The organism is Alcaligenes sp. YSL9, assembly GCF_030515105.1.
Classification (GTDB): Bacteria; Pseudomonadota; Gammaproteobacteria; order Burkholderiales; family Burkholderiaceae_B; genus Alcaligenes; species Alcaligenes phenolicus.
In genome coordinates this window covers 332,599-351,284 of record NZ_JALXJU010000001.1, presented here as the reverse complement: position 1 = coordinate 351,284, position 18,686 = coordinate 332,599, and the positions used below count along the sequence as shown (strand labels likewise).

The window sequence follows — 18,686 nt, the reverse complement described above, 5'->3', positions numbered from 1 at the left end:
AAGAGCTAATTAATGGACGCTCTAGTATTAACCCTAGCAGAATGCTGAACAAATTAGCTGGCTCATAATTAATCAGACAGCATTCACGCCCGACAGTTCCTTGCCATTCCTATCCCTAACAGCGGTGCCACAGCAAAAATTCCAAATAAATAATAAGCCGCTTGACGCGTTCCCTCCACGCCACCGGGATCAATGAGTCCACCCGCATTGGCAATCATTCCAGCTAAGGCTGCTCCGCTTGCCGTTGCAAAGAGCTGAATGGTTGTAATCGATGCCCCCGCCAGTTCCTGCTCTTGGGCTGGCACTGCCTTGAAAACCCGCACCAGCAAATGGGGCCAAGCTACCCCTACTCCCACGCCTATCAAGGCCAGAGCCAGACAAATCGGTGCCAGAGCCAGGACGGAACCCGTACTGGTATCTGGCAGTAAAACAACAAGCCCCACCATACCCAGCAGTCCCAGGATAGGCCCAGCCATGATCGCCCGCGCAATGGCTTTTTCCCCCAGGCCCGAGCTGATAATTGCCCCTACCGTCCAGCCCGCCCCCATCAGCGCCGTGAAGTACCCCGCTACTAACGGGGACTGTTGATGCAAGACTTGCAGAAAAAGCGGTGCAAAAACTTCACCACTGGTCACCGTCAGCACTAACAAGGACATCAAGGCATAGAGTTTGGCAATTGCAGATCTGAACTGAAACGCCCCCGATGGCAGCAACTTGGTAGACGAACGTTTTTCCACTACCAGCAAAGCGACGGCCAACCCCCCCGCCAAGCCCAGGCCAAGCGCATTTTGCAGTACATCTGCCGAGGTACTACCGGCAGAGATCGCCAACACCGCCAGCGTCAACAACAGCAGTTGAATCACAGGAATAGCCACCTTGCTCACCGCCGCGGCATGTTGCTCGCGTTTGGGGAGGACTACTAATGCCAAAGCGGCAAAAAGTACGGCAATCAAGGCGACCGATCCAAAAGCCGCACGCCACATTCCCCACTGCGCAAACACGCCACCGACTGCCGGCCCGGCCAACGTTGCCACGCCCCACATCGCTGATACCAACGCCATGGCTCGAGGCCACAAGGGCTCTGCAAAAACCAGACGAATCATGGCGTACGCCAGAGCAAAGAGAAAACCACCGCCAATCCCCTGGACGAAGCGCCCGAACAGCAAAAGGGACATATTCGGCGCCAGCGCGCAAACAAGCGCCCCCACCCCAAAGATCAAGGCCGCGACGGCATAGCTGCCTTTAGGACCCGTCAAGGCCAGCAACTTGGGTGACAGAGCCGAACCCAGAATAGACGCCACGACAAACAGGGTCGTATTCCAGGCATATAAATCCAGCCCACCAATATCCTGCACAACCGTGGGCAAAATGGTGGTCACAATGTAGACATTGACGGCATGCAATACCACTCCACCGGCCAGGACGAGGGCACGCATGGCATTGGCCCCCGACAACAAAGCGCCCCACCCGGTCTGTACCCCTTGCCCGCTACGCGCGCAAGCTTGCTGATTCTTCATAAGATCTCGACTCATTCTTTTGAAAGTAGCCCTGCCGCTTGAAAAGCTTGCATAGGCAAGAGTGGTCTTTTATAAAACCTCATGTATAGATGAGGTCAAGAGATCCAAACACCATGAGAATCGATACCAGCATCCCTCTGTCCGTGGGTGAAGTCGCCCGCCGCAGCGGGGTCACCATTGCAACCGTGCATCACTATGAAACCAAAGGTCTCATTCATGGCTGGCGTAGCGATGGTAACCAGCGCCGCTATCACCGGGATGTTCTACGGAAAATTGCGGTCATCAAAATTGCGCAGCGCGCCGGCATTCCGCTGGCCACCATCAAAACAGCCTTGGATGAATTACCTACTGGCCGGCCACTGAACGCAAAGGACTGGGCGACCTTGTCCACGAGCTGGCGGGATATGTTGAATGAGCGGATTCTCAGCCTGACACAGCTACGCGATGAGCTGGATGGCTGTATAGGCTGTGGGTGTTTGTCCATGACGGACTGCCCACTTAGAAACCCGGGGGATCAGTTATCCCTGTCAGGCGCGGGTGCTGTGCTGCTTGATGCCGGACGACACAATCAGAAGCGGAAGAAAAGAGCGGGGGAAATCTGATCGCGCGGCTTGTGTGAAATCCAGGCTGAACACGCAGCGCATCAGGGTTGGAAATCAGCGAAAACCGACTCTTACTTCACTATGCCAGAAGGCATCAGGCAGCAAAAAGGCCCAGTTTTCACACCAGGCCTTTTTCACTCTCCAAGAAACGCCCTGCTCTCTTAAATCACGCCCCAGAAATACAACAGCGCGGGGAGCAAGGCTGTCAGCACCCCTTGCACGGCAGACACCAGCCCAGTCAGGCGGGCAATGGGTTTATTCAGCACCAGCAGCAAGAAGAACATGAACCAGAGCACTGCCCAGGACAACCAGCTCAGGACTTGCCAGTAGTCAAAAATCCGCTCGGCTACGCTCAAATTTGTAAGTGCGGCGGGAACAGCGATGCAGGCGACCACCAGGGAATACCAGCCCAAGGCACGCCCATCACTTCCTGTAAACGCGTTCACCCCTACCCAAAAATAGGTCAAGGCAAACAGGCCCAGATAAATGGCCGACAAGGGAGAGTACACGGTGCTATTGGCAGGGTTCAAGATATGGGACATGCAGATGAATCCCAGTACGGCCGTGAACAAGTTGACGATAGCAGCATCTTTGGCATCCACCAGCCTGCCAGCATGATGGCCTTCAGAGTAAAAGAGACGAACACCATTAACGAACAGGCACAGGCCTGCAAACGCCAGAAAAGCGGCAACTAGCATTTTGAAGATATCCTAAATAATAGAAGGCGGACACAGAACATGCCCGCAACATGATGTTGCACTCAAGGCTGAGGCGGAGCAGATCATAGAGCTTGGCTACGCAATTGCCATGTGATTTTTTTTATAAGCTCTATAAGAAAAAACCGCGCAATTTTGCGGCGGTTTTCCAGTGAAAATTCTGGCTGAAAAGCGAGCGGTTTGCACAGGCATTAGCAGGCTAACGCCCCCTTCTCCGTTTTGAAAGCAAACTCAGCCCAGGGACAAACAAAATCCCTTTTAATCAATGAGTTAAAACCTGATCGGAGCCTGGGCAAGGCCGCTACAAATGAGGTCTGGCAACTGACCAAACCATAAACAGCGTGCCTGCTCAAGAACCCGCTCAAGCCTGTTCGTTTTGGCCCCAGCGAGCCAGCACACGCACATAGACCAACTGTGCCAGCAGTTCCACCAGAGTCTGCGTCAAAATGATGGCTGGCAACAACGGCAAAGCCCCCGGAATCGCCAAAGCCAGAGGCAGCACCACCAAAGAATTGCGAGTTGCACTGCTGAAAGCCACCGCACGTCGCAACGGGACGGCCAGCCGCGCTTGCCGTGCCAGCGCCCAGCCGATGACAGGAGCCAGAATGGCAAACAGCGCATACACCGGCAACACTCGCCACAAGACATCCAGCGCAGGCTCCAGTTGTCGCAGAACAGCCGCCACGACGATGAACAAGACCAAAGCAGTGGCTGGAACGGGGGCCAAGCCCAACCCCGTTTTTATCTGCGCCCAGCTATGACTTTTACCCGCAAGATACTGGGTGGCCCCCGCCAGCAACAGCGGAATCAGAATCAGGTAAAAGAAAGCATTCAGAAACGGCCCGGCTTTGATGTACAAACCGAACTGTTCCCCCAAGGCCAATTTCAAAAACAAGGGCAGGAGCAGCATTTGCACAAGCAGCAGTACCGGCGTAGCGGCTAGAAGTGCGCGGGCGTCGGCACGACCTAATTGAGCAAAGGTCACGACGTAATCAATGCAAGGAGCCAGCAAGACCAACAGCACGCCCAGGCGCAACACGGTGTGGTCTGGCAGCAAGGGCACCAGCGCAAAGACCAATAGAGGTATCAGGAGAAAATTGGCCAGAAGCAAAACGGCCAGAAAGCGCAGCTGGGTCAGCGCTTTGCCTAACTGGGCAATAGGCACCTGCACAAAGGTGACATACAACATGAAAGCCAGCGCTGGATTGATCCAGTCGACCAGACTAGCTGGCATCACCCAGACACTGGCCATCCAGGCGGCCAGCAACATCGCCACACAATAAATAGCGGTTTGCCGGCGCTCTAATACATCACGAATCACGGCCAATACCTCGTTTGGCAGAACAACTCCGGCACTGCCGTGAGAACTCCCTTTTACAGACCGCTACGGCGCAAACGTGCGGCGGACTGACGGTTCAAATCTCGAGCCTCACGCTCGGCATACTCGCTTTCTCCGGCTTCGTAACGGCCCTCGTGCATGCAGGACTCACGGTCCCAGGTGCATTCATTAAAGAGTTTTGACACGGGGCCACCACCGGGCTTCGCGGAGGAACAAGCTGCCATCAAAGCGGCCAGACCGAGCACCGCGCAACTTTGAATCAGACGTCGAACCATCATTGTGTTTTCCCTACAAAAAATCTTTATTGCAATTACCGCGAATCGAAATCAGAACCGATCGCGGACAATAGGAACACTGTACCCTGAGCCTCCAAAGCCCGTCGATTCCCTTTCCTGATAATTTGCAATTTATGACTCACGAACAATTTTTGCTATTGGCCCAAATCTTGAATCTGACGCCCAATCCCGAACTGGAGCAGGAAGTCCGACATCCTGGCGCGCAAATCAGCACACAAGCACAACAGATCCTGACCCTACATCTCCGGCTGAAGGAAGCCTATGTCATTCACAGGCCCACTGCATTTCGAGTTGTAGTCAGCCATGACGATCTGGACCGTTTCCCAGGTGCCCTGGATTTGAAGCAAGGTATGCATGTACAGCTGGTTTCTTACACCAGCGAGCGCTACATCAGTGTTCGTATCACCCAACTGCCAGCCACCCCCAAGGCGTATTTCAGGGGCGTCGTCAGCGAGCAGAACATCAGTTACCACGTTTTCGAGGTCGGGGACAGCGTGTATTTTTCTGAAGATCAAGTCCACGCCATACTCAATAAATAAAACGGGCTAGTGCCCACACGCCAAGATGCCTGCTTCAACCCGATCTTTTCAGACTGGTGTCAGGCAGCAAGTGCAAGCCTGTCCGTCTTACAAACTCCTCGTAGCTGATGGGTGGTCCAACACGAGTGGAAGCCTGGTTAGCCTGCCAATGTACCCAGGAGCGTCCTGTGGTGGCGTCATACACCAGCTTGAACAAATGACTGGGAACGGCAACCTGGCTGGAACCTATCGTCGCGGCATTGCGCTCGTACACAGGTCCGGTGAACACATACACATTGCCTGCGGCACGCGCCACATATTTACGGGTATCGGCTTCGATCTTGTTCCAGGGGCCGGCGTTGTGGACCTGATTTTGCGGCACCATATTGGCCAGAGAAAAGCTCTGCGCCATGCTCTGCTCCGAAGCCATATCCCCTGCCGGAGCCATATGCCCGCGCGAAAAGCCCGAGCCTCGATAGTCATTCAGCTCGGCCCGCTCTGCCTGCGGCAAACGGCCTTCAGCATAAAAACGATCCGTGCGCTTCAAGCCTTTGGCGGACTGAATCTGCTGACGGTTCAGACGCTGGACGACAAACACCGGCGTCTTGGTTTGGCCGCTATGCAAAATCGCAAAAGAGCTGAAGCACAACTCTCTTTGCGTGTAAGCCATGGGCACGACAGGTCGCGAGCCAGGAAAGAACTGGGGGCAATGTGCAAAAGAGGTTTGAACATACCCCTCGACCGAGGCCGGGACAGGCACACTATCCTGCTGCGTCGCGCCTGGCCAACCCAAAGACACCAGAAACGGTTCAAGACTTTGCCAGTTCAGCCCTTGGGGATGAAGCCAGGCCGTTGCAATCCCGAAACTGGTCAGGGCCGCGGCAAGGACGGACTTCAGAAATCGGGACGGGTTTGCCTGCCCTGTCTTTTTTCTACTACTGGTTTTTTTAACGCTACGACCTGTACTTTTTCTGCTCATACCACTCTTGTTTATGCTTGGTCGGCTTACATCATTGCGCCGACTGCACCTGTGATTATAAGCAGTCCTTTCAGATTCAAAAGAACGAGCCCCCAGTGGGAGCACGTATTTATTTCTGACTCCGGCTTTTTTAACGCGATCAATCGCCAGAACAGGAACAGACTCAGGACTTGCGGTGACGCTTTTTACTGAGCACCCAGAGCCTGCAATTCTTTCAATTCATCTTGCAGTTGTTCCAATTTGGCACGATCACGTTCCAGTTTTTTCTCCAGCTTTTCCACCTTGTCTTGTCGCCCTTCAGCCCGTTTCTCGGCGATTTCATCCAGGCGTTCCTGGATGTCCTCTTCCTGCTCGCGGATATCTTCCTGTACATCACGCAGCAAATCCGCGTCCCGGCAATGCATCTGCACATTGGCCAAGGCGCGCTCCAGGCCACGCTCTCGATGAACATTGCCATGCTGGCGAGCATAGTTGATCTGGTTCTGAATTTCGGCAGCCCGATACTGGCAAGCCGGGTTATCAGCCCAGGCGGGCAAGGCCATCACACTTAATACAGCACTCAAGCACCATACGGAACGTTTCATCCTTGTTACTCCTGCAGTGTTCATCCAGATAGCCATCATACAATCCAGACTCCAATTTACCTCAGGTGGACGATTGGAATAGACTTCGTCAATTTGTCACGAAAACGTGATTAAATTCGAAAATTCTTCTGTTTATGTCATATTCAAGTAACAAAATTGTCGCAAATTGTGCCGAGAAATTTACACAACTTGTCTTTAAGCATAAAACAGTTCAGTTACACTCGAAATCCTCATAAAGCAAACTTTTACTTTTAATCGTGTTCAACATCACCACCAGGAAACTGATTTTTTTCCTGTGCGCTGCTTTGATTGTGTTGTGGCTCTTTCCCTTTGCGCACGTCAACGAAAGTTTGCTCAACTCCTCCCAGGCGTATTCAGCCTGGCATACCAGTGTGCTCAACTCCTTGATGCCCTTGTCCATTCTGGCCGTTGCCAGTCTGATCTGGGCAGAACGGGCGGTGTCCGCTTGTCTGGCCATGGCCGTCAACACCGTCTTGTTTGTACTGGCGATCAAGAATATCTGCGATACCGCGGACCGCTTCTCGCGGGTCTGCGGTATTGATATTTCTGTTTCCTATGGAGCCATGTTGTACGGACTGGGCATGGCCACCCTGTGGGTGCTGCTGCTGAGCTATCGCTGGAAAGGTCCTAAGGAACAATCCGGCCCCTCGGGTGACGCAAGCCTGTAATCAAGCTCCTCTCGTCCCTGCATCATCCGGATGGTCTGCGGGGCCAGTGAGGCCATGAGCAGGGTCTCCTTTATTCTTGCCGTATAAATAGCGGCTTCAAGCCGGATTGAAGGGCCAGAAAACGGGGATCAACAACACGCCCAACACCCAGAAAATCAGATTCAAGGGCAAACCCACTTTCAGGAAATCCACAAATCGATAGCCGCCTGCGCCATAAACCATGGTGTTGGTCTGATAACCCACAGGTGTGGCAAAACTGGTGGAAGCCGCGAAGGTAACGGCAATCAGGAATGGAGTGGGATCGACGCCCATCATTTTCGCCGTGGACATTCCTATCGGTGTCAGCAAGACAGCAGCGGCGGCATTGCTCATGAACTCCGTCAGCATCAGGGCCATCAGGTAGACCACGGCCAACACGGTCAAAGGTCCAAAGGACTTCACCAGACCAACGGTATTTTCGACCAGGAACTGGGCCGCGCCGGTCTCGCTCATGGCCATACCCAAAGGCAGCAAGCCCGCCATCAAGATGATGATGCGCCAATCTATGGCGTCGTACACATCATCTGCTTTCAGACAACCGGCCAGTGTCATGGCCACGGCACCGAACAAGGAGGTGATGCTGATAGGCACCCAGCCCAAGGCAGGCAACAAAATCACCAGGGCCATGGTGACCAGTGCAAACGGTGCACGCCAGCCCATTTCCTTTTCGGCCTCGCGCTCGGACAGCACGATGATATTGCTGTCAGCCCGCAAATCGGCCGCCTCTGCGGCCGGAGTCAACATCAACAAAATATCGCCCACTTGCAAACGCACAGCACGCAATTGCTCACGCAAGACCTGACCACGGCGATGAATGCCCAGCACGGTGGCGTTCTTGTGCCAGCCTGCTCCCAAACTGGCCAAAGTACGACCACTGATACGCGAACGCGGCGCAATCATGACCTCGGTCAAAACCTGATCAACCTGCTCGAAAGACTGTTGTTCCAGCTTGAACTGGGGGTCTACCTCCAGACCCGCTTCTTTGCGCAGCTCGTCCAGCTTGGTCCAGTCTCCGCGCGCCAACAGCACATCGTCCTGCTCGATCTTCTGCTCTCGCGGGCCCCACACTTTGGTATCGCCGCGCAACAGCTCCAGCACAAACACCCCGTATTGCTCGCCCAGCTTGGCATCGCCCACCGATTGGCCAATCAGGGAAGAATCGGGCATCACCCGCAGCTCGGTAATGTATTTTCCCAGCTCATATTGCTCGACCAACTCGCCGCCACGGGCATCGGGCAGTAACCAGCGCCCTATCGTCAGCAAATAAAGACACCCCACAGCCATACAGATCACCCCCAAGGCGGTGAACTCGAACATGGTGAAACCGGGATGGCCCAGATCGCGGGCAATGGCATTGACCAGCAGGTTGGTAGAGGTCCCGACCAAGGTACAGACCCCGGCCATTTGCGAGACATAGGACAAGGGGATAAGCGCTTTGGAGGCCGACATGCCTATCCGTGCGCAGGCGGCCATGACGATGGGAATGAATACCGCTACCACCGCCGTGTTGTTGACGAAGGGAGCAATCACCGCCAGAACCAGAAACAACAGCAGCAGAAACTGCACAGGGGAGCGTGCCTTGCTCAGCAAATCCCCAATCCCGGACAGCGCCCCGCTATTTTGCAGCCCGGCAGCCAGCACAAACATGGCCGCGACGGTAACCGTGGCCGGATTGCTGAAACCACCCACGGCCTGCTCGGGAGTCACCAAACCCAGAACCGCCAAGGTGCTGAGCACCAGCAAGGCGATAGCATCTATTCGGAGTTTTTCTGTAGCAAACAAGACAATCGCGATTAAAGCCAGACCCAAGACCACTGCAATCTCTGTTGTCATGTTGCCCCACTCCTGTTTGTGCTGTGCTGCTCAGTATAGGGAAAAATGCAGCACAGCAAGCACTGCATTTCGCCGCACTCAACAAAAAACACAAGTTTTCAAAACAGGAAAAGTGAAGCCTTCAAGCTTGGAAGGATCGGTGGCGCAAGGCCACCCCTGCAACGCTTAAACCAGCAGCATCACCAAAAACACCAGCCCCAACAAGGCGATATAGGCTTTGGCATGAATGCTGTCCGGGATCTTGCCGATCCAGCGCGAGGTGAAGCGAATCCCCAGCCAGGAGCCAACCACCAGCACCAGGCATGCGCGCAAGTCGATATAACCTGCATGCCAGGCCCCCAAGGAATCGGCATTCCAGGCCAGCATGGCGTAAGTCAGGCTCCCCACCACCGCCATCGGCAAGGACAAGGGATTGGCTGCGGCCGTGGCAGCGGTCATGCTGGCACCGCGTCGACGCATCAGGGGGACGGTTATCACGCTACCACCGACGCCCAAAAAGGCGGCAATCACACCAATAATTACCCCGGCCCCAGCACTACTGGCCTTGCTTAAAGGGCGCATGGTATTGCTGGACTCTTGGGTGAAGCCGGAACGAAACAGGCTATCCAGAATCGTCAGGCCCAGATACACCACAAAAACCCAACGTACCCAGGACCCGCTCAAGGCCATGGCTGCTGCCGCCCCGGGAATCGCCCCCAAGGCGATGAACAGGAGCAAAGGACGCACTTGCCCCCAAGGCACAGTGCCCGCCTTGTGGTGGCGCCAGGTAGACAGGCCAGCACCAAAAATCATGACGCAGGTGGAAGTGGCCACCGCAATATGCATGGCCGCCTGCCCCATCTGACTGTCCACGCCATACATGCCAATCAGCACCGAATACAGCACGGGAACCACCACAAAACCGCCACCGAAGCCAAACAGCACGGTGGTCACGCCAGCCAGCAAACCAAAAAACAGCAATAGAAAATACATAGCCGCCCATCAACACAGATGACAAAACCCAAGAATAGGTCGCCCTGCTTTGGCTGGCATGCTAAAACCGGTCAACAATACTTTCGTTTCGGCCAGAGGCTTGCTTATGCACAATGTACGACTGGATAGCGTAGATGCCACCCCTCGCCCCTTGCTGGCGATTGGCACGGACTACGCGCCGGGCACGCTGCTGGACTTTCATGTGCACCGACGGGCGCAAATGCTCTATGCCATGACCGGGCTGATGGGAGTCGAAACCGACGATGGCGCCTGGGTAATTCCACCTTATAGCGGCGTGTGGATTCCAGCTGGCAAACGCCATCGCGTTCGCATGCAAAGCGCCAGCACCCGAAGCTTATATATAGAGCCGGAAGCAGCACCTCGCAGCAGCACACACTGCGAAGTGCTGGTCATTACGCCCTTGCTGCATCACTTGTTGCTGGCCTCCCTGGCCTTGCCCGCTCTGTACGAGGAGAATGGCCGCGACGGCGCCTTGGCTCAACTGCTTCTGCATGAAGTCGGTTTGGCGCAAACCATGCCGCTCTTTGCCCCCATCCCTCAAGACCCATCCATGGCCCAGCTCTGCAAAGACTTTTTAAGTCAGCCCAATATTCAAAGCACGCCAGAACAGTGGGCCGGGCAAATCAATAAAAGCCTGCGCAGTTTTACGCGCCTGTTCCGGCAACAAACCGGCATGAGTTTTAGTGAATGGCGTCAACAAGCCTGTCTGCTGGCGGCTCTGGCCAAGCTGTCGGCCGGCCAATCCGTCACACAGATTGCACTGGATCTGGGTTACGACAGCTCCAGTGCCTTTTCCACCATGTTTCGTCGCCGCTTGGGGCAAGCACCCAGCAACTTTATTCGTGTTCCTTGAAGGAACTGACCAGACAGCAACTTGATGGAAGCAGAAACAAAAAGGCCCCCGGAGCTCTGACATCCAGGGGCCTGCACTGCCCGCCTCAACTTATAAGCGGCCTGGCATCATGACTGGGGCTTAACGCGTGATACGCGCCCGTCCACCAATCGTTGCAGCCAGACTGGCCACGAAGGCACCCACCAGCAAGGACGCAAATGCCCACAGCGCGAAAGCAGCGGCTGCCTTGCGAGCGGTGTCAGCCGCTTCACGAGCTTGCTGCTCCAGCTTGTCGGCTGTTTCCTTGGCTTGCTTTTGCACGGAGTCCAGACGCTCCTTGGCTTGCTCGGGCGTCAAGCCGGTACGGTTGGCCACCAAACGCAGCAAGTAATCCTGATCCTGCTGGGACACCTCCCCTTCTTTGAGGCTGCGAGCCAGAATCCGGCTGACCTCACGTTCCGGGTTGCCAGTCTGAGCAGGCGCATTGGCAGGATCTGCCGGACGCAACAAGGTGTCGGTGAAATAGCCCAAGCCGGGGCCTTGCGCCTGATCCTTGCCTGCCTGGCCTACGATGGCCGATGCCGCTCCCACTCCAGCCCCGGCCAGATTCGCCCCCGCCTGAGCCGTACCCGAGACCAGCGAGGCGACACCCGAGCCCAGCAAGAAGACGCTGACAACCGCACTCACGGCCCAGACCAGAAAACCATGCGCCGTATCGCGGAAATGAACTTCGTCACCGTGAACACCTGTCCAATTGGTACGCAGACGTCCAGTGACATAGCCCGCAATACCGTAGGCAATGATCTGCGTGACAAAAAGCCAGATAATCGTCCCGATAGCCATCGTGGTGCCTGAGGCCCCGTCATTACTCCACGGGGAAATCGCCATGAAACCCAGGCCGGTCCCACCTACCAGCAAGGTCACCGTCATGGCAGCGGCAATAACCGCGCCCCCGATGACAGCGCCCCAAGACACAGCGGAGTGCGAAGACTCCGCCACGGCTTGCGTCCCCAAACCTGCATCCGAACCAAATTGCGTTGTAGCCATGATGATTCCTTATTTCAGATTGTGATCGCACGCACCTTAGTGCCAAAACAGAGCCAGCAAAATGATGATAGGGATAGGAACACCCAGAAGCCATAAAAGGATCGATCGCATAAGCCCTCCGTTTGAATGAAAAACAAGAACTGAATGCAGCAAAAAACACTTCACGATCATTCTAGGCAGATAAAAAATCGATAAATTTTATAAAATGTAAAAAGAGAAACCGAATCAAAGCGCATGGCTGCAGGTCACCTCATTCTCAACATGGATAGACTCATGACCCTGGACGAAAAAGGGTTAAACCCTTTTTACATAAACCCTACAGAGACAAGCGAGAAAAAAGCAGGCTATACGATCAGGCAGCACACACCCGCAAACCAGGCCTCGCCCAAGAATTTCACACAAAGCTTGTATGGCAATACATGCTTATTTTTTATTATCTTGAAATACTTGATTACGTAGCTGATTGAATTGAGCAGCAGCAATAATAAATAAACAAAATAGCTGCGATAAGAAAAACAAGGGTAAGTAGAAAAATAATTATCGAACCACAAGAAAAAAGAAAAACAACGTCAGAAATAAAGTAAACAGAAAAAACCCAATACAGAAATTGCAGACCTCCGCATTCACATCTGCACATGAAGTTCACTTGGCCAACACACCACCTTCCTGACCTTGCTGACAGACTGCATCCCACACGCATCTGTCCTCAAAAGCGACAAAGAAAGCCACAAAACCGTACATGGAAGGGGCAGACTCGGTTATCCTGTTGCCTCCATTCAAGCTCGGCCGCTGCGGTGGTAAACCGCGCATCATGCGCCTTCTGTATCCCGATACTGCCAAAGACGGCCTGCATTCACAGAGCCTAGCCTATGAGCGACCTCCAAAGTCTGATCGAATCGGCGTGGGAACAGCGAGCTTCCCTCTCCCCCCAAGAACACAGCATTGAACTGCGCACGGCCATCCATACCGTGATCGAAAAGCTGGATTACGGTTCCCTGCGTGTGGCGGAAAAAATCGACGGACAGTGGCAGGTCAACGACTGGGTCAAGAAAGCGATTCTTCTGTCCTTCAGGATCAACGAAAACCGCGTCATGGCCAGCGAGCCCGCTCCCTTCTATGACAAGGTGCCTTTGAAATTCGAGCAGCACGACCAGGCTGCGTTTGCCCAGGCAGGCTTTCGCGCCGTTCCCGGTGCTGTGGTACGCCAAGGCGCCTATGTAGCACCCGATGTCGTGCTGATGCCCTCGTTTGTGAACATCGGCGCTTATGTCGGTGAAGGCACCATGGTAGATACCTGGGCCACCGTTGGTTCCTGCGCCCAGATCGGCAAGCATGTTCACCTGTCGGGTGGCGTCGGTATTGGCGGGGTATTGGAGCCTCTGCAGGCCAACCCCACTATCATTGAGGACAACTGTTTCATCGGTGCCCGTTCCGAAGTGGTGGAAGGGGTCATCGTGGAAGAGAACTCGGTGCTGGCCATGGGCGTCTTCCTGTCGCAAAGCACCAAAATTTACGAGCGCGAAACAGGCAAGATTTACCAGGGCCGTGTCCCTGCCGGTTCGGTAGTGGTCCCTGGTTCCCTGCCTTCGGCCGATGGGCTCTACAGCCTGGCCTGCGCCATCATCGTCAAGCGTGTGGATGCCCGTACCCGCGCCAAGACCAGTATTAATGATTTACTTCGCGCCTGAACATGAGCACTGACAATTCTGTACTAGACACCCTCAAAGCCCTGATTGCCCGCCCCTCGGTCACCCCTGAGGACGCCCACTGCCAGCAATGGCTGGGCGCAAGGCTGGAGCAAGCGGGCTTTAGCCTGGAACATCTGCCCAGCGGCCCGGTGTCCAATCTGTGGGCCCGCCGTGGCACCCAGGCACCCTTGTTTGTTTTTGCCGGTCACACAGACGTGGTTCCTACCGGGCCGGAAGCGGCCTGGGACTCGCCCCCGTTTGAACCCACCGTGCGCGACGGTCAGCTGTATGGCCGTGGTGCGGCGGATATGAAAGCCTCGATTGCGGCCTTCATCCACGCAGTTGAGGAATTTACCCAGGCCCATCCTGAACACAAAGGCTCGATTGCCCTGCTGCTGACGTCGGATGAAGAAGGCCCGGCCACCGACGGCACGGTGCATGTTTGCCGAGTGCTGAAAGAACGTGGCGAACAGCTGGACTACTGCATCGTGGGCGAACCTACCTGCTCGCGCCAATTAGGTGACACCATTAAAAATGGCCGTCGTGGCTCCCTGTCCGGCCACTTGATCGTAAAGGGTCGCCAAGGCCATGTGGCGTACCCGCAATTGGCCATCAACCCGCTGCATGTATTCGCCCCTGCGCTGCACGAACTGACAGACCGCATGTGGGACGCCGGCAATATCGATTTCCCGCCCACCAGCTTTCAGATTTCCAATATTCATGCCGGCACCGGCGCGGGTAATGTGATCCCCGGTCAGCTGGATGTGCATTTCAACTTCCGCTTCTCCACCGAGCAGACACCTGCCGGTCTGCAAGCCGAAGTGGAGTCCATCCTGCGCCGCCATGGTGTGGATTTCCAACTGGAATGGACACTGGGTGGCGAGCCCTTCCTGACAGAGGCCGGACCGCTAAGCCAGGCTCTTGCCAAGGCCATTGAAACCGAAACCGGCGTGGAAACCGATCTGTCCACAACAGGCGGCACCTCGGATGGCCGCTTTATCGCTAAAATCTGCCCTCAAGTGGTCGAATTTGGCCCGCTCAACGCCAGCATCCATCAAATCAATGAACACGTTGCTGTGGCTGATCTTGAGCCTCTTAAAAACATTTATCGCCGTACATTGGAATCCCTGCTTTGTTAAGCCCTTGCATCGATCATTCCTCCCTGCTGGAAGCCCAGCAGGAACTGCGCACCGTGCGCGACTTGTTGCGCTGGTCTGTCAGCCAGTTCAACCGCTGTCAGCTGGCCTTTGGCCATGGCAGTGACAATGCCTGGGACGAGGCCGCCTATCTGCTGCTGCACACCCTGCATTTGCCCCTGGACACGCTGGACCCGTATCTGGATGCCACCGTGCTGGAGTCCGAGCGCGCTGCCTATCTGGCCCTGGTCGCACGACGCTGCAACGAGCGCGTGCCCGCCGCCTACCTGACTGGCGAAGCCTGGCTGCAAGGCCATCGCTTCCGCGTCACCGCCGACACCATCGTGCCGCGCTCTCCCATTGCTGAATTGCTGGCAGAGCAGTTGCAACCCTGGATTGCGGACCCCGATGCCATCTACAACGCCCTGGATTTGTGCACTGGCTCGGGCTGTTTGGCTATTTTGACGGCACTGGCCTTCCCACAAGCCCAGGTCGATGCCGTGGATCTGTCCGACGCCGCGCTGGAAGTGGCCCAGTCAAACATCGATGCCTTCGAGCTGAACGATCGCATGAGCTTGTACAAGAGCGATCTGCTGGATCAATTGCCGCCAAGCGCTTACGACCTGATCATTTGCAACCCACCGTATGTGAATGAGCAGTCCATGCAAAACCTGCCCAAGGAATACCAGCACGAGCCACAACTGGCCCTGGCTGGCGGCGACGATGGTATGGATCTGGTGCGTCGCATTCTGGAAGCGGCCCCCAACTTCCTGGCACCCGAAGGTGTGCTGGTATTGGAAATCGGCAATGAGTACGACAATTTCATCGCCGCTTTCCCGGAGCTGGAGCCGATCTGGCTGAGCACGGAAACCGCTGAAGACCAGATTCTCTTGTTAAGCCGGGAGCAACTGGCTCTGTGATACGCGCAACTGGAATTACGCTGCGTCGCGGCGTCAAAGTCCTGCTGGACAATACTGATTTCATCGTCAACCCGGGCGAGCGCCTGGGCATTGTGGGCAAGAACGGTGCGGGTAAGTCCTCGCTGTTTGCATTGCTGCAAGGCGAGCTGGATCTGGACGGGGGTGACCTGAGCATCCCCGAAGTCTGGGAAGTGGCCAGTGTGCGCCAAACCATTCCAGACCGTGACCGCCCTGCCCGCGAATTTGTTATCGATGGCGACGAGCGCTTGCGTGCCTTGCAGGAAAAACGTGCCAATACGCCCGACAGCGATGGCCAAGCCATTGCCGAACTGGAAAACGCCCTGATCGAAGCCGATGCCTGGTCCGCCCCCTCGCGTGCCGAGCAACTGCTGGCCGGTCTGGGTTTCCGCCCCGATCAGTGGATGCTGCCTGTGCGCGAGTTCTCCGGTGGCTGGCAAATGCGCCTGTCCCTGGCCCGCGCCCTGATGGCACCTTCTGACCTGCTCTTGCTGGACGAACCCACCAACCACCTGGACTTGGACGCCATGCTCTGGCTGGAGCGCTGGTTGGGCTCCTACCCCGGCACGGTCCTGCTGATTTCGCACGACACCGAGTTTCTGGATGCCGTGGCCCGTTCGATTCTGCACGTGGATCAAGGCAAGCTGGTTCGCTACAAAGGCGGCTACAACGACTTTCTGGTGCAACGTGCCGAGCGCGTACAACAAAGCCAGATCGCCTACGAGCGTCAAACCCGTGAAGCCGCGCGCCTGCAAAGTTTTATTGACCGCTTCAAGGCCCAGGCCACCAAGGCCAAACAGGCACAAAGCCGCGTCAAGGCGTTGGCCCGCATGCAGACCGTGACGCTCTTGCGCGACGACTCAAGCGTTTCCATTCGCCTGCCCTCGCCCGAATACACACCCGATCCCTTGCTGACATTGGATCAAGCCGATCTGGGTTACCCCGGTCAGGACAAGGCGATTTTGAGCCAGGTCCGTCTGATGGTACGCGGCGGTGCCCGTGTGGGTATTTTGGGGATGAACGGTGCGGGTAAATCCACACTGGTCAAAACCTTGGCTGGCAAGCTGGAACCTATCAAAGGAGAACGCCTGGAATCCAAAGGCCTGGTGATCGGCTACTTTGCCCAGCACCAGTTGGACTCCATTGACCCGGACTCCACTCCCCTGCAACATCTGGCGCGTCTGGCTCCGGATGTACGCGAGCAGGAACTGCGTAATTACCTGGGCTCCTTCGGTTTCAGCGGTGATATGGTCACCAGCCTGACCGCTCCCTTCTCCGGGGGTGAAAAGGCGCGTCTGGCCCTGTCCCTGATTGTCTGGCAAAAACCCAATCTGCTTCTGCTGGACGAGCCAACCAACCACTTGGACGTGGATACCCGTGAAGCCTTGGCGGCAGCCCTGGCTGATTACGGTGGCAGCGTACTGCTGGTATCGCACGATCGCCATTTGTTGCGTTCTACCGTTGATTCTTTCTGGATTGTGGCCGATGGCCAGGTTCAGGAGTTTGATGGCGACCTGGAAGACTACCGCGACTGGCTACTGGCCCGCAGCGCGCAATCGCGCTCGGAAGCTCGCCAGGAAGCGCGTGCGGATACAGGTGCTGAAGGCACAGACCGAAAGACTCAACGCCGTCAGGAAGCCGAGCTGCGTCAACGGCAGGCCCAACAACGCAAGCCACTGGAAAGCCGCTTGAAGAAAGTGGAGTCAGCCATGGAGAAAGCTCAGCTGCGTTTGCAGGAGCTGGATACCTTGATGCAGGACCCAGACTTTTACTCGGACAGCTACAAGGACCAACGTCCTGCCTTGATGACCGAACATGGTGAGCTCACCAAAACGCATCAAACGCTGGAAGAAGAATGGTTGGAAATTCAGGAAGCGATGGAAGAGATTGGGCGACAGGTCTAGGCCTATCGACTCCGTTCTGCTCGTGAACTCCTGAGAAAAAAGGCGCCATATCTACAAAGATTGGCGCCTTTTTGTTGGAAGCTCTTGATGGTCTGTAAAACGCACATCGAAGCCTTACGAGTTTGCTGACTCCTGGGTATCTGAGCCAGGACTATGAGCAGAGGATCTATACACTCGTAAACTTGGCTATGTCATCTCGTTCTTCGTTTTGCTGTATGCCATTCAGCACATACGTTTAGCCAAGGTGAGTCCGGCCAGCAAACAACAACAACAACAACAACAACAACAACAACAACAACAACAACAACAAACTCATGTGAGCCAAAACTCACTCGAGAACCGGCTCGACAACTCAGCTCCCTTCACCCCCATTCCCACAGCCCGCACAGCCCAAATATCCACACAGCAAATCCACAATGGCCTCTTCCACCTGCTCCGGTGGATACGGCACACCGGGCGGAATGATCGCACCATGGATCAGGGACTCCAGACTTTGCATTACTACCCAGGTGGCTAAATCCAGATCCTGCGGGGCAACCTCGCTACGGTGCTCTTCCAGCAGTTGACGAATGCGGTCACGAATACTTTGATCAGCCTGGCTCTCGCTGGCTGGCGCATCAAAGAAAGGAAAATCCTTTTCCAGTACCCGATGCAATTCCGGGTCCACCCGATGCGCGGCCAACCAGGCTTTGACCAGATCACTCAAACGCCCCCGCAACCCCAGGGACTGCGTATCGGCCAGACTGCTTTCCATAGCCTGGTTCATTTGCAAAGCATGGCGTTCATGCAAGGCGGCAATCAGTGAGTCCTTATTCGGGAAGTACTGATACACCGAGCCCACGCTGACTCCAGCCACCTCCGCGACCACATTGGTATTGGTGCCAGCATAGCCACGCTCGGACAAAACGCGAGCTGTTGCCTCCAAAATCGCCTCCACCAAAGCCCGGGAACGGCTTTGACGCGGGATACGACGGGCTTGAGGGAGCGTTTGCATAAGGACTCCGAATGCGAGTTTTCGATGTGAGCAATTATTCAT

At 55.5% G+C, this 18,686-nt stretch carries 18 protein-coding genes and 1 pseudogene; 8 read left to right on the top strand and 11 right to left on the bottom strand.

Going from position 1 to position 18,686, the window contains the following annotated elements:
* Window positions 1-83 precede the first annotated feature (83 nt).
* Complete coding sequence (locus M2Q46_RS01630) at window positions 84-1,517, bottom strand: MFS transporter (RefSeq protein WP_302356469.1); 1,434 nt, start codon at window positions 1,515-1,517, stop codon at window positions 84-86.
* A 113-nt stretch (window positions 1,518-1,630) separates the two neighbouring features.
* Here M2Q46_RS01630 and soxR point away from each other — a divergent pair, with 113 nt between their 5' ends.
* Window positions 1,631-2,119, top strand: a complete 489-nt coding sequence (gene soxR / locus M2Q46_RS01625; RefSeq protein WP_035268132.1) for a redox-sensitive transcriptional activator SoxR — start codon at window positions 1,631-1,633, stop codon at window positions 2,117-2,119.
* 161 nt (window positions 2,120-2,280) lie between these two features.
* Here the strand turns inward: soxR and M2Q46_RS01620 are convergent, their stop codons facing one another.
* The 3 genes from M2Q46_RS01620 to M2Q46_RS01610 all read right to left on the bottom strand — a co-directional run bounded on the left by M2Q46_RS01620 (window position 2,281) and on the right by M2Q46_RS01610 (window position 4,452).
* Window positions 2,281-2,817 carry an AmiS/UreI family transporter gene (locus tag M2Q46_RS01620; protein ID WP_026482851.1) on the bottom strand — a complete coding sequence of 179 codons (537 nt, stop codon included), beginning with the start codon at window positions 2,815-2,817 and terminating at the stop codon, window positions 2,281-2,283.
* 379 nt (window positions 2,818-3,196) lie between these two features.
* Entirely contained in the window at window positions 3,197-4,162 is a 966-nt protein-coding gene (locus M2Q46_RS01615; protein WP_302356467.1) for an arsenic resistance protein, read from the bottom strand.
* A 47-nt stretch (window positions 4,163-4,209) separates the two neighbouring features.
* The gene (locus tag M2Q46_RS01610) at window positions 4,210-4,452 is read right to left on the bottom strand and encodes a hypothetical protein (protein ID WP_009455761.1); all 243 of its coding nucleotides are present in this window, start codon (window positions 4,450-4,452) and stop codon (window positions 4,210-4,212) included.
* A 131-nt stretch (window positions 4,453-4,583) separates the two neighbouring features.
* On the opposite strand from M2Q46_RS01610, the gene M2Q46_RS01605 reads away from it, so the two are divergent.
* On the top strand, window positions 4,584-5,009 hold the full coding sequence (locus M2Q46_RS01605) for a hypothetical protein (protein ID WP_251197139.1): 426 nt from the start codon (window positions 4,584-4,586) through the stop codon (window positions 5,007-5,009).
* Window positions 5,010-5,043: 34 nt separating this feature from the next.
* Here the strand turns inward: M2Q46_RS01605 and M2Q46_RS01600 are convergent, their stop codons facing one another.
* Together M2Q46_RS01600 and M2Q46_RS01595 are read right to left on the bottom strand one after the other, a co-directional pair.
* On the bottom strand, window positions 5,044-5,967 hold the full coding sequence (locus tag M2Q46_RS01600; protein ID WP_081055387.1) for a DNA/RNA non-specific endonuclease: 924 nt from the start codon (window positions 5,965-5,967) through the stop codon (window positions 5,044-5,046).
* 185 nt (window positions 5,968-6,152) lie between these two features.
* Complete coding sequence (locus tag M2Q46_RS01595) at window positions 6,153-6,551, bottom strand: DUF1090 domain-containing protein (RefSeq protein WP_009455758.1); 399 nt, start codon at window positions 6,549-6,551, stop codon at window positions 6,153-6,155.
* 257 nt (window positions 6,552-6,808) lie between these two features.
* On the opposite strand from M2Q46_RS01595, the gene M2Q46_RS01590 reads away from it, so the two are divergent.
* Complete coding sequence (locus tag M2Q46_RS01590) at window positions 6,809-7,240, top strand: hypothetical protein (RefSeq protein WP_009455757.1); 432 nt, start codon at window positions 6,809-6,811, stop codon at window positions 7,238-7,240.
* 96 nt (window positions 7,241-7,336) lie between these two features.
* Here M2Q46_RS01590 and M2Q46_RS01585 read toward each other — a convergent pair whose 3' ends face one another.
* The 3 genes and pseudogenes from M2Q46_RS01585 to M2Q46_RS01575 form a co-directional block, all read right to left on the bottom strand.
* Window positions 7,337-8,179 (bottom strand): SLC13 family permease, encoded by an 843-nt coding sequence (locus tag M2Q46_RS01585; RefSeq protein ID WP_367997714.1) that lies wholly within the window; start codon window positions 8,177-8,179, stop codon window positions 7,337-7,339.
* 90 nt (window positions 8,180-8,269) lie between these two features.
* Window positions 8,270-9,124, bottom strand: a pseudogene (locus tag M2Q46_RS01580) (SLC13 family permease); the annotation flags it as partial.
* Between the two features lie 153 nt (window positions 9,125-9,277).
* Entirely contained in the window at window positions 9,278-10,084 is an 807-nt protein-coding gene (locus M2Q46_RS01575; protein ID WP_302356463.1) for a sulfite exporter TauE/SafE family protein, read from the bottom strand.
* Between the two features lie 106 nt (window positions 10,085-10,190).
* Between M2Q46_RS01575 and M2Q46_RS01570 the strand changes: the two genes are divergently transcribed.
* Window positions 10,191-10,958 carry a helix-turn-helix transcriptional regulator gene (locus tag M2Q46_RS01570; protein ID WP_302356461.1) on the top strand — a complete coding sequence of 256 codons (768 nt, stop codon included), beginning with the start codon at window positions 10,191-10,193 and terminating at the stop codon, window positions 10,956-10,958.
* A gap of 120 nt (window positions 10,959-11,078) precedes the next feature.
* Here the strand turns inward: M2Q46_RS01570 and M2Q46_RS01565 are convergent, their stop codons facing one another.
* Window positions 11,079-11,984, bottom strand: a complete 906-nt coding sequence (locus M2Q46_RS01565) for a hypothetical protein (RefSeq protein WP_009455739.1) — start codon at window positions 11,982-11,984, stop codon at window positions 11,079-11,081.
* 869 nt (window positions 11,985-12,853) lie between these two features.
* Between M2Q46_RS01565 and dapD the strand changes: the two genes are divergently transcribed.
* The 4 genes from dapD to M2Q46_RS01545 are packed head-to-tail and all read left to right on the top strand — an operon-like array spanning window position 12,854 to window position 17,650.
* Window positions 12,854-13,672 carry a 2,3,4,5-tetrahydropyridine-2,6-dicarboxylate N-succinyltransferase gene (dapD, locus tag M2Q46_RS01560; RefSeq protein WP_026482863.1) on the top strand — a complete coding sequence of 273 codons (819 nt, stop codon included), beginning with the start codon at window positions 12,854-12,856 and terminating at the stop codon, window positions 13,670-13,672.
* Between the two features lie 2 nt (window positions 13,673-13,674).
* Entirely contained in the window at window positions 13,675-14,811 is a 1,137-nt protein-coding gene (gene dapE, locus M2Q46_RS01555) for a succinyl-diaminopimelate desuccinylase (RefSeq protein ID WP_035268144.1), read from the top strand.
* A complete protein-coding gene (gene prmB / locus M2Q46_RS01550; RefSeq protein ID WP_088452598.1) occupies window positions 14,805-15,728 on the top strand; it encodes a 50S ribosomal protein L3 N(5)-glutamine methyltransferase in 924 nt (307 codons plus the stop codon). The genes dapE and prmB overlap by 7 nt, the downstream gene beginning before the upstream one ends.
* Entirely contained in the window at window positions 15,725-17,650 is a 1,926-nt protein-coding gene (locus M2Q46_RS01545) for an ATP-binding cassette domain-containing protein (RefSeq protein WP_088452596.1), read from the top strand. The genes prmB and M2Q46_RS01545 overlap by 4 nt, the downstream gene beginning before the upstream one ends.
* A 352-nt stretch (window positions 17,651-18,002) precedes the next feature.
* Here the strand turns inward: M2Q46_RS01545 and M2Q46_RS01540 are convergent, their stop codons facing one another.
* The gene (locus M2Q46_RS01540; RefSeq protein WP_137430897.1) at window positions 18,003-18,644 is read right to left on the bottom strand and encodes a TetR/AcrR family transcriptional regulator; all 642 of its coding nucleotides are present in this window, start codon (window positions 18,642-18,644) and stop codon (window positions 18,003-18,005) included.
* Between the last annotated feature and the right edge of the window lie 42 nt (window positions 18,645-18,686).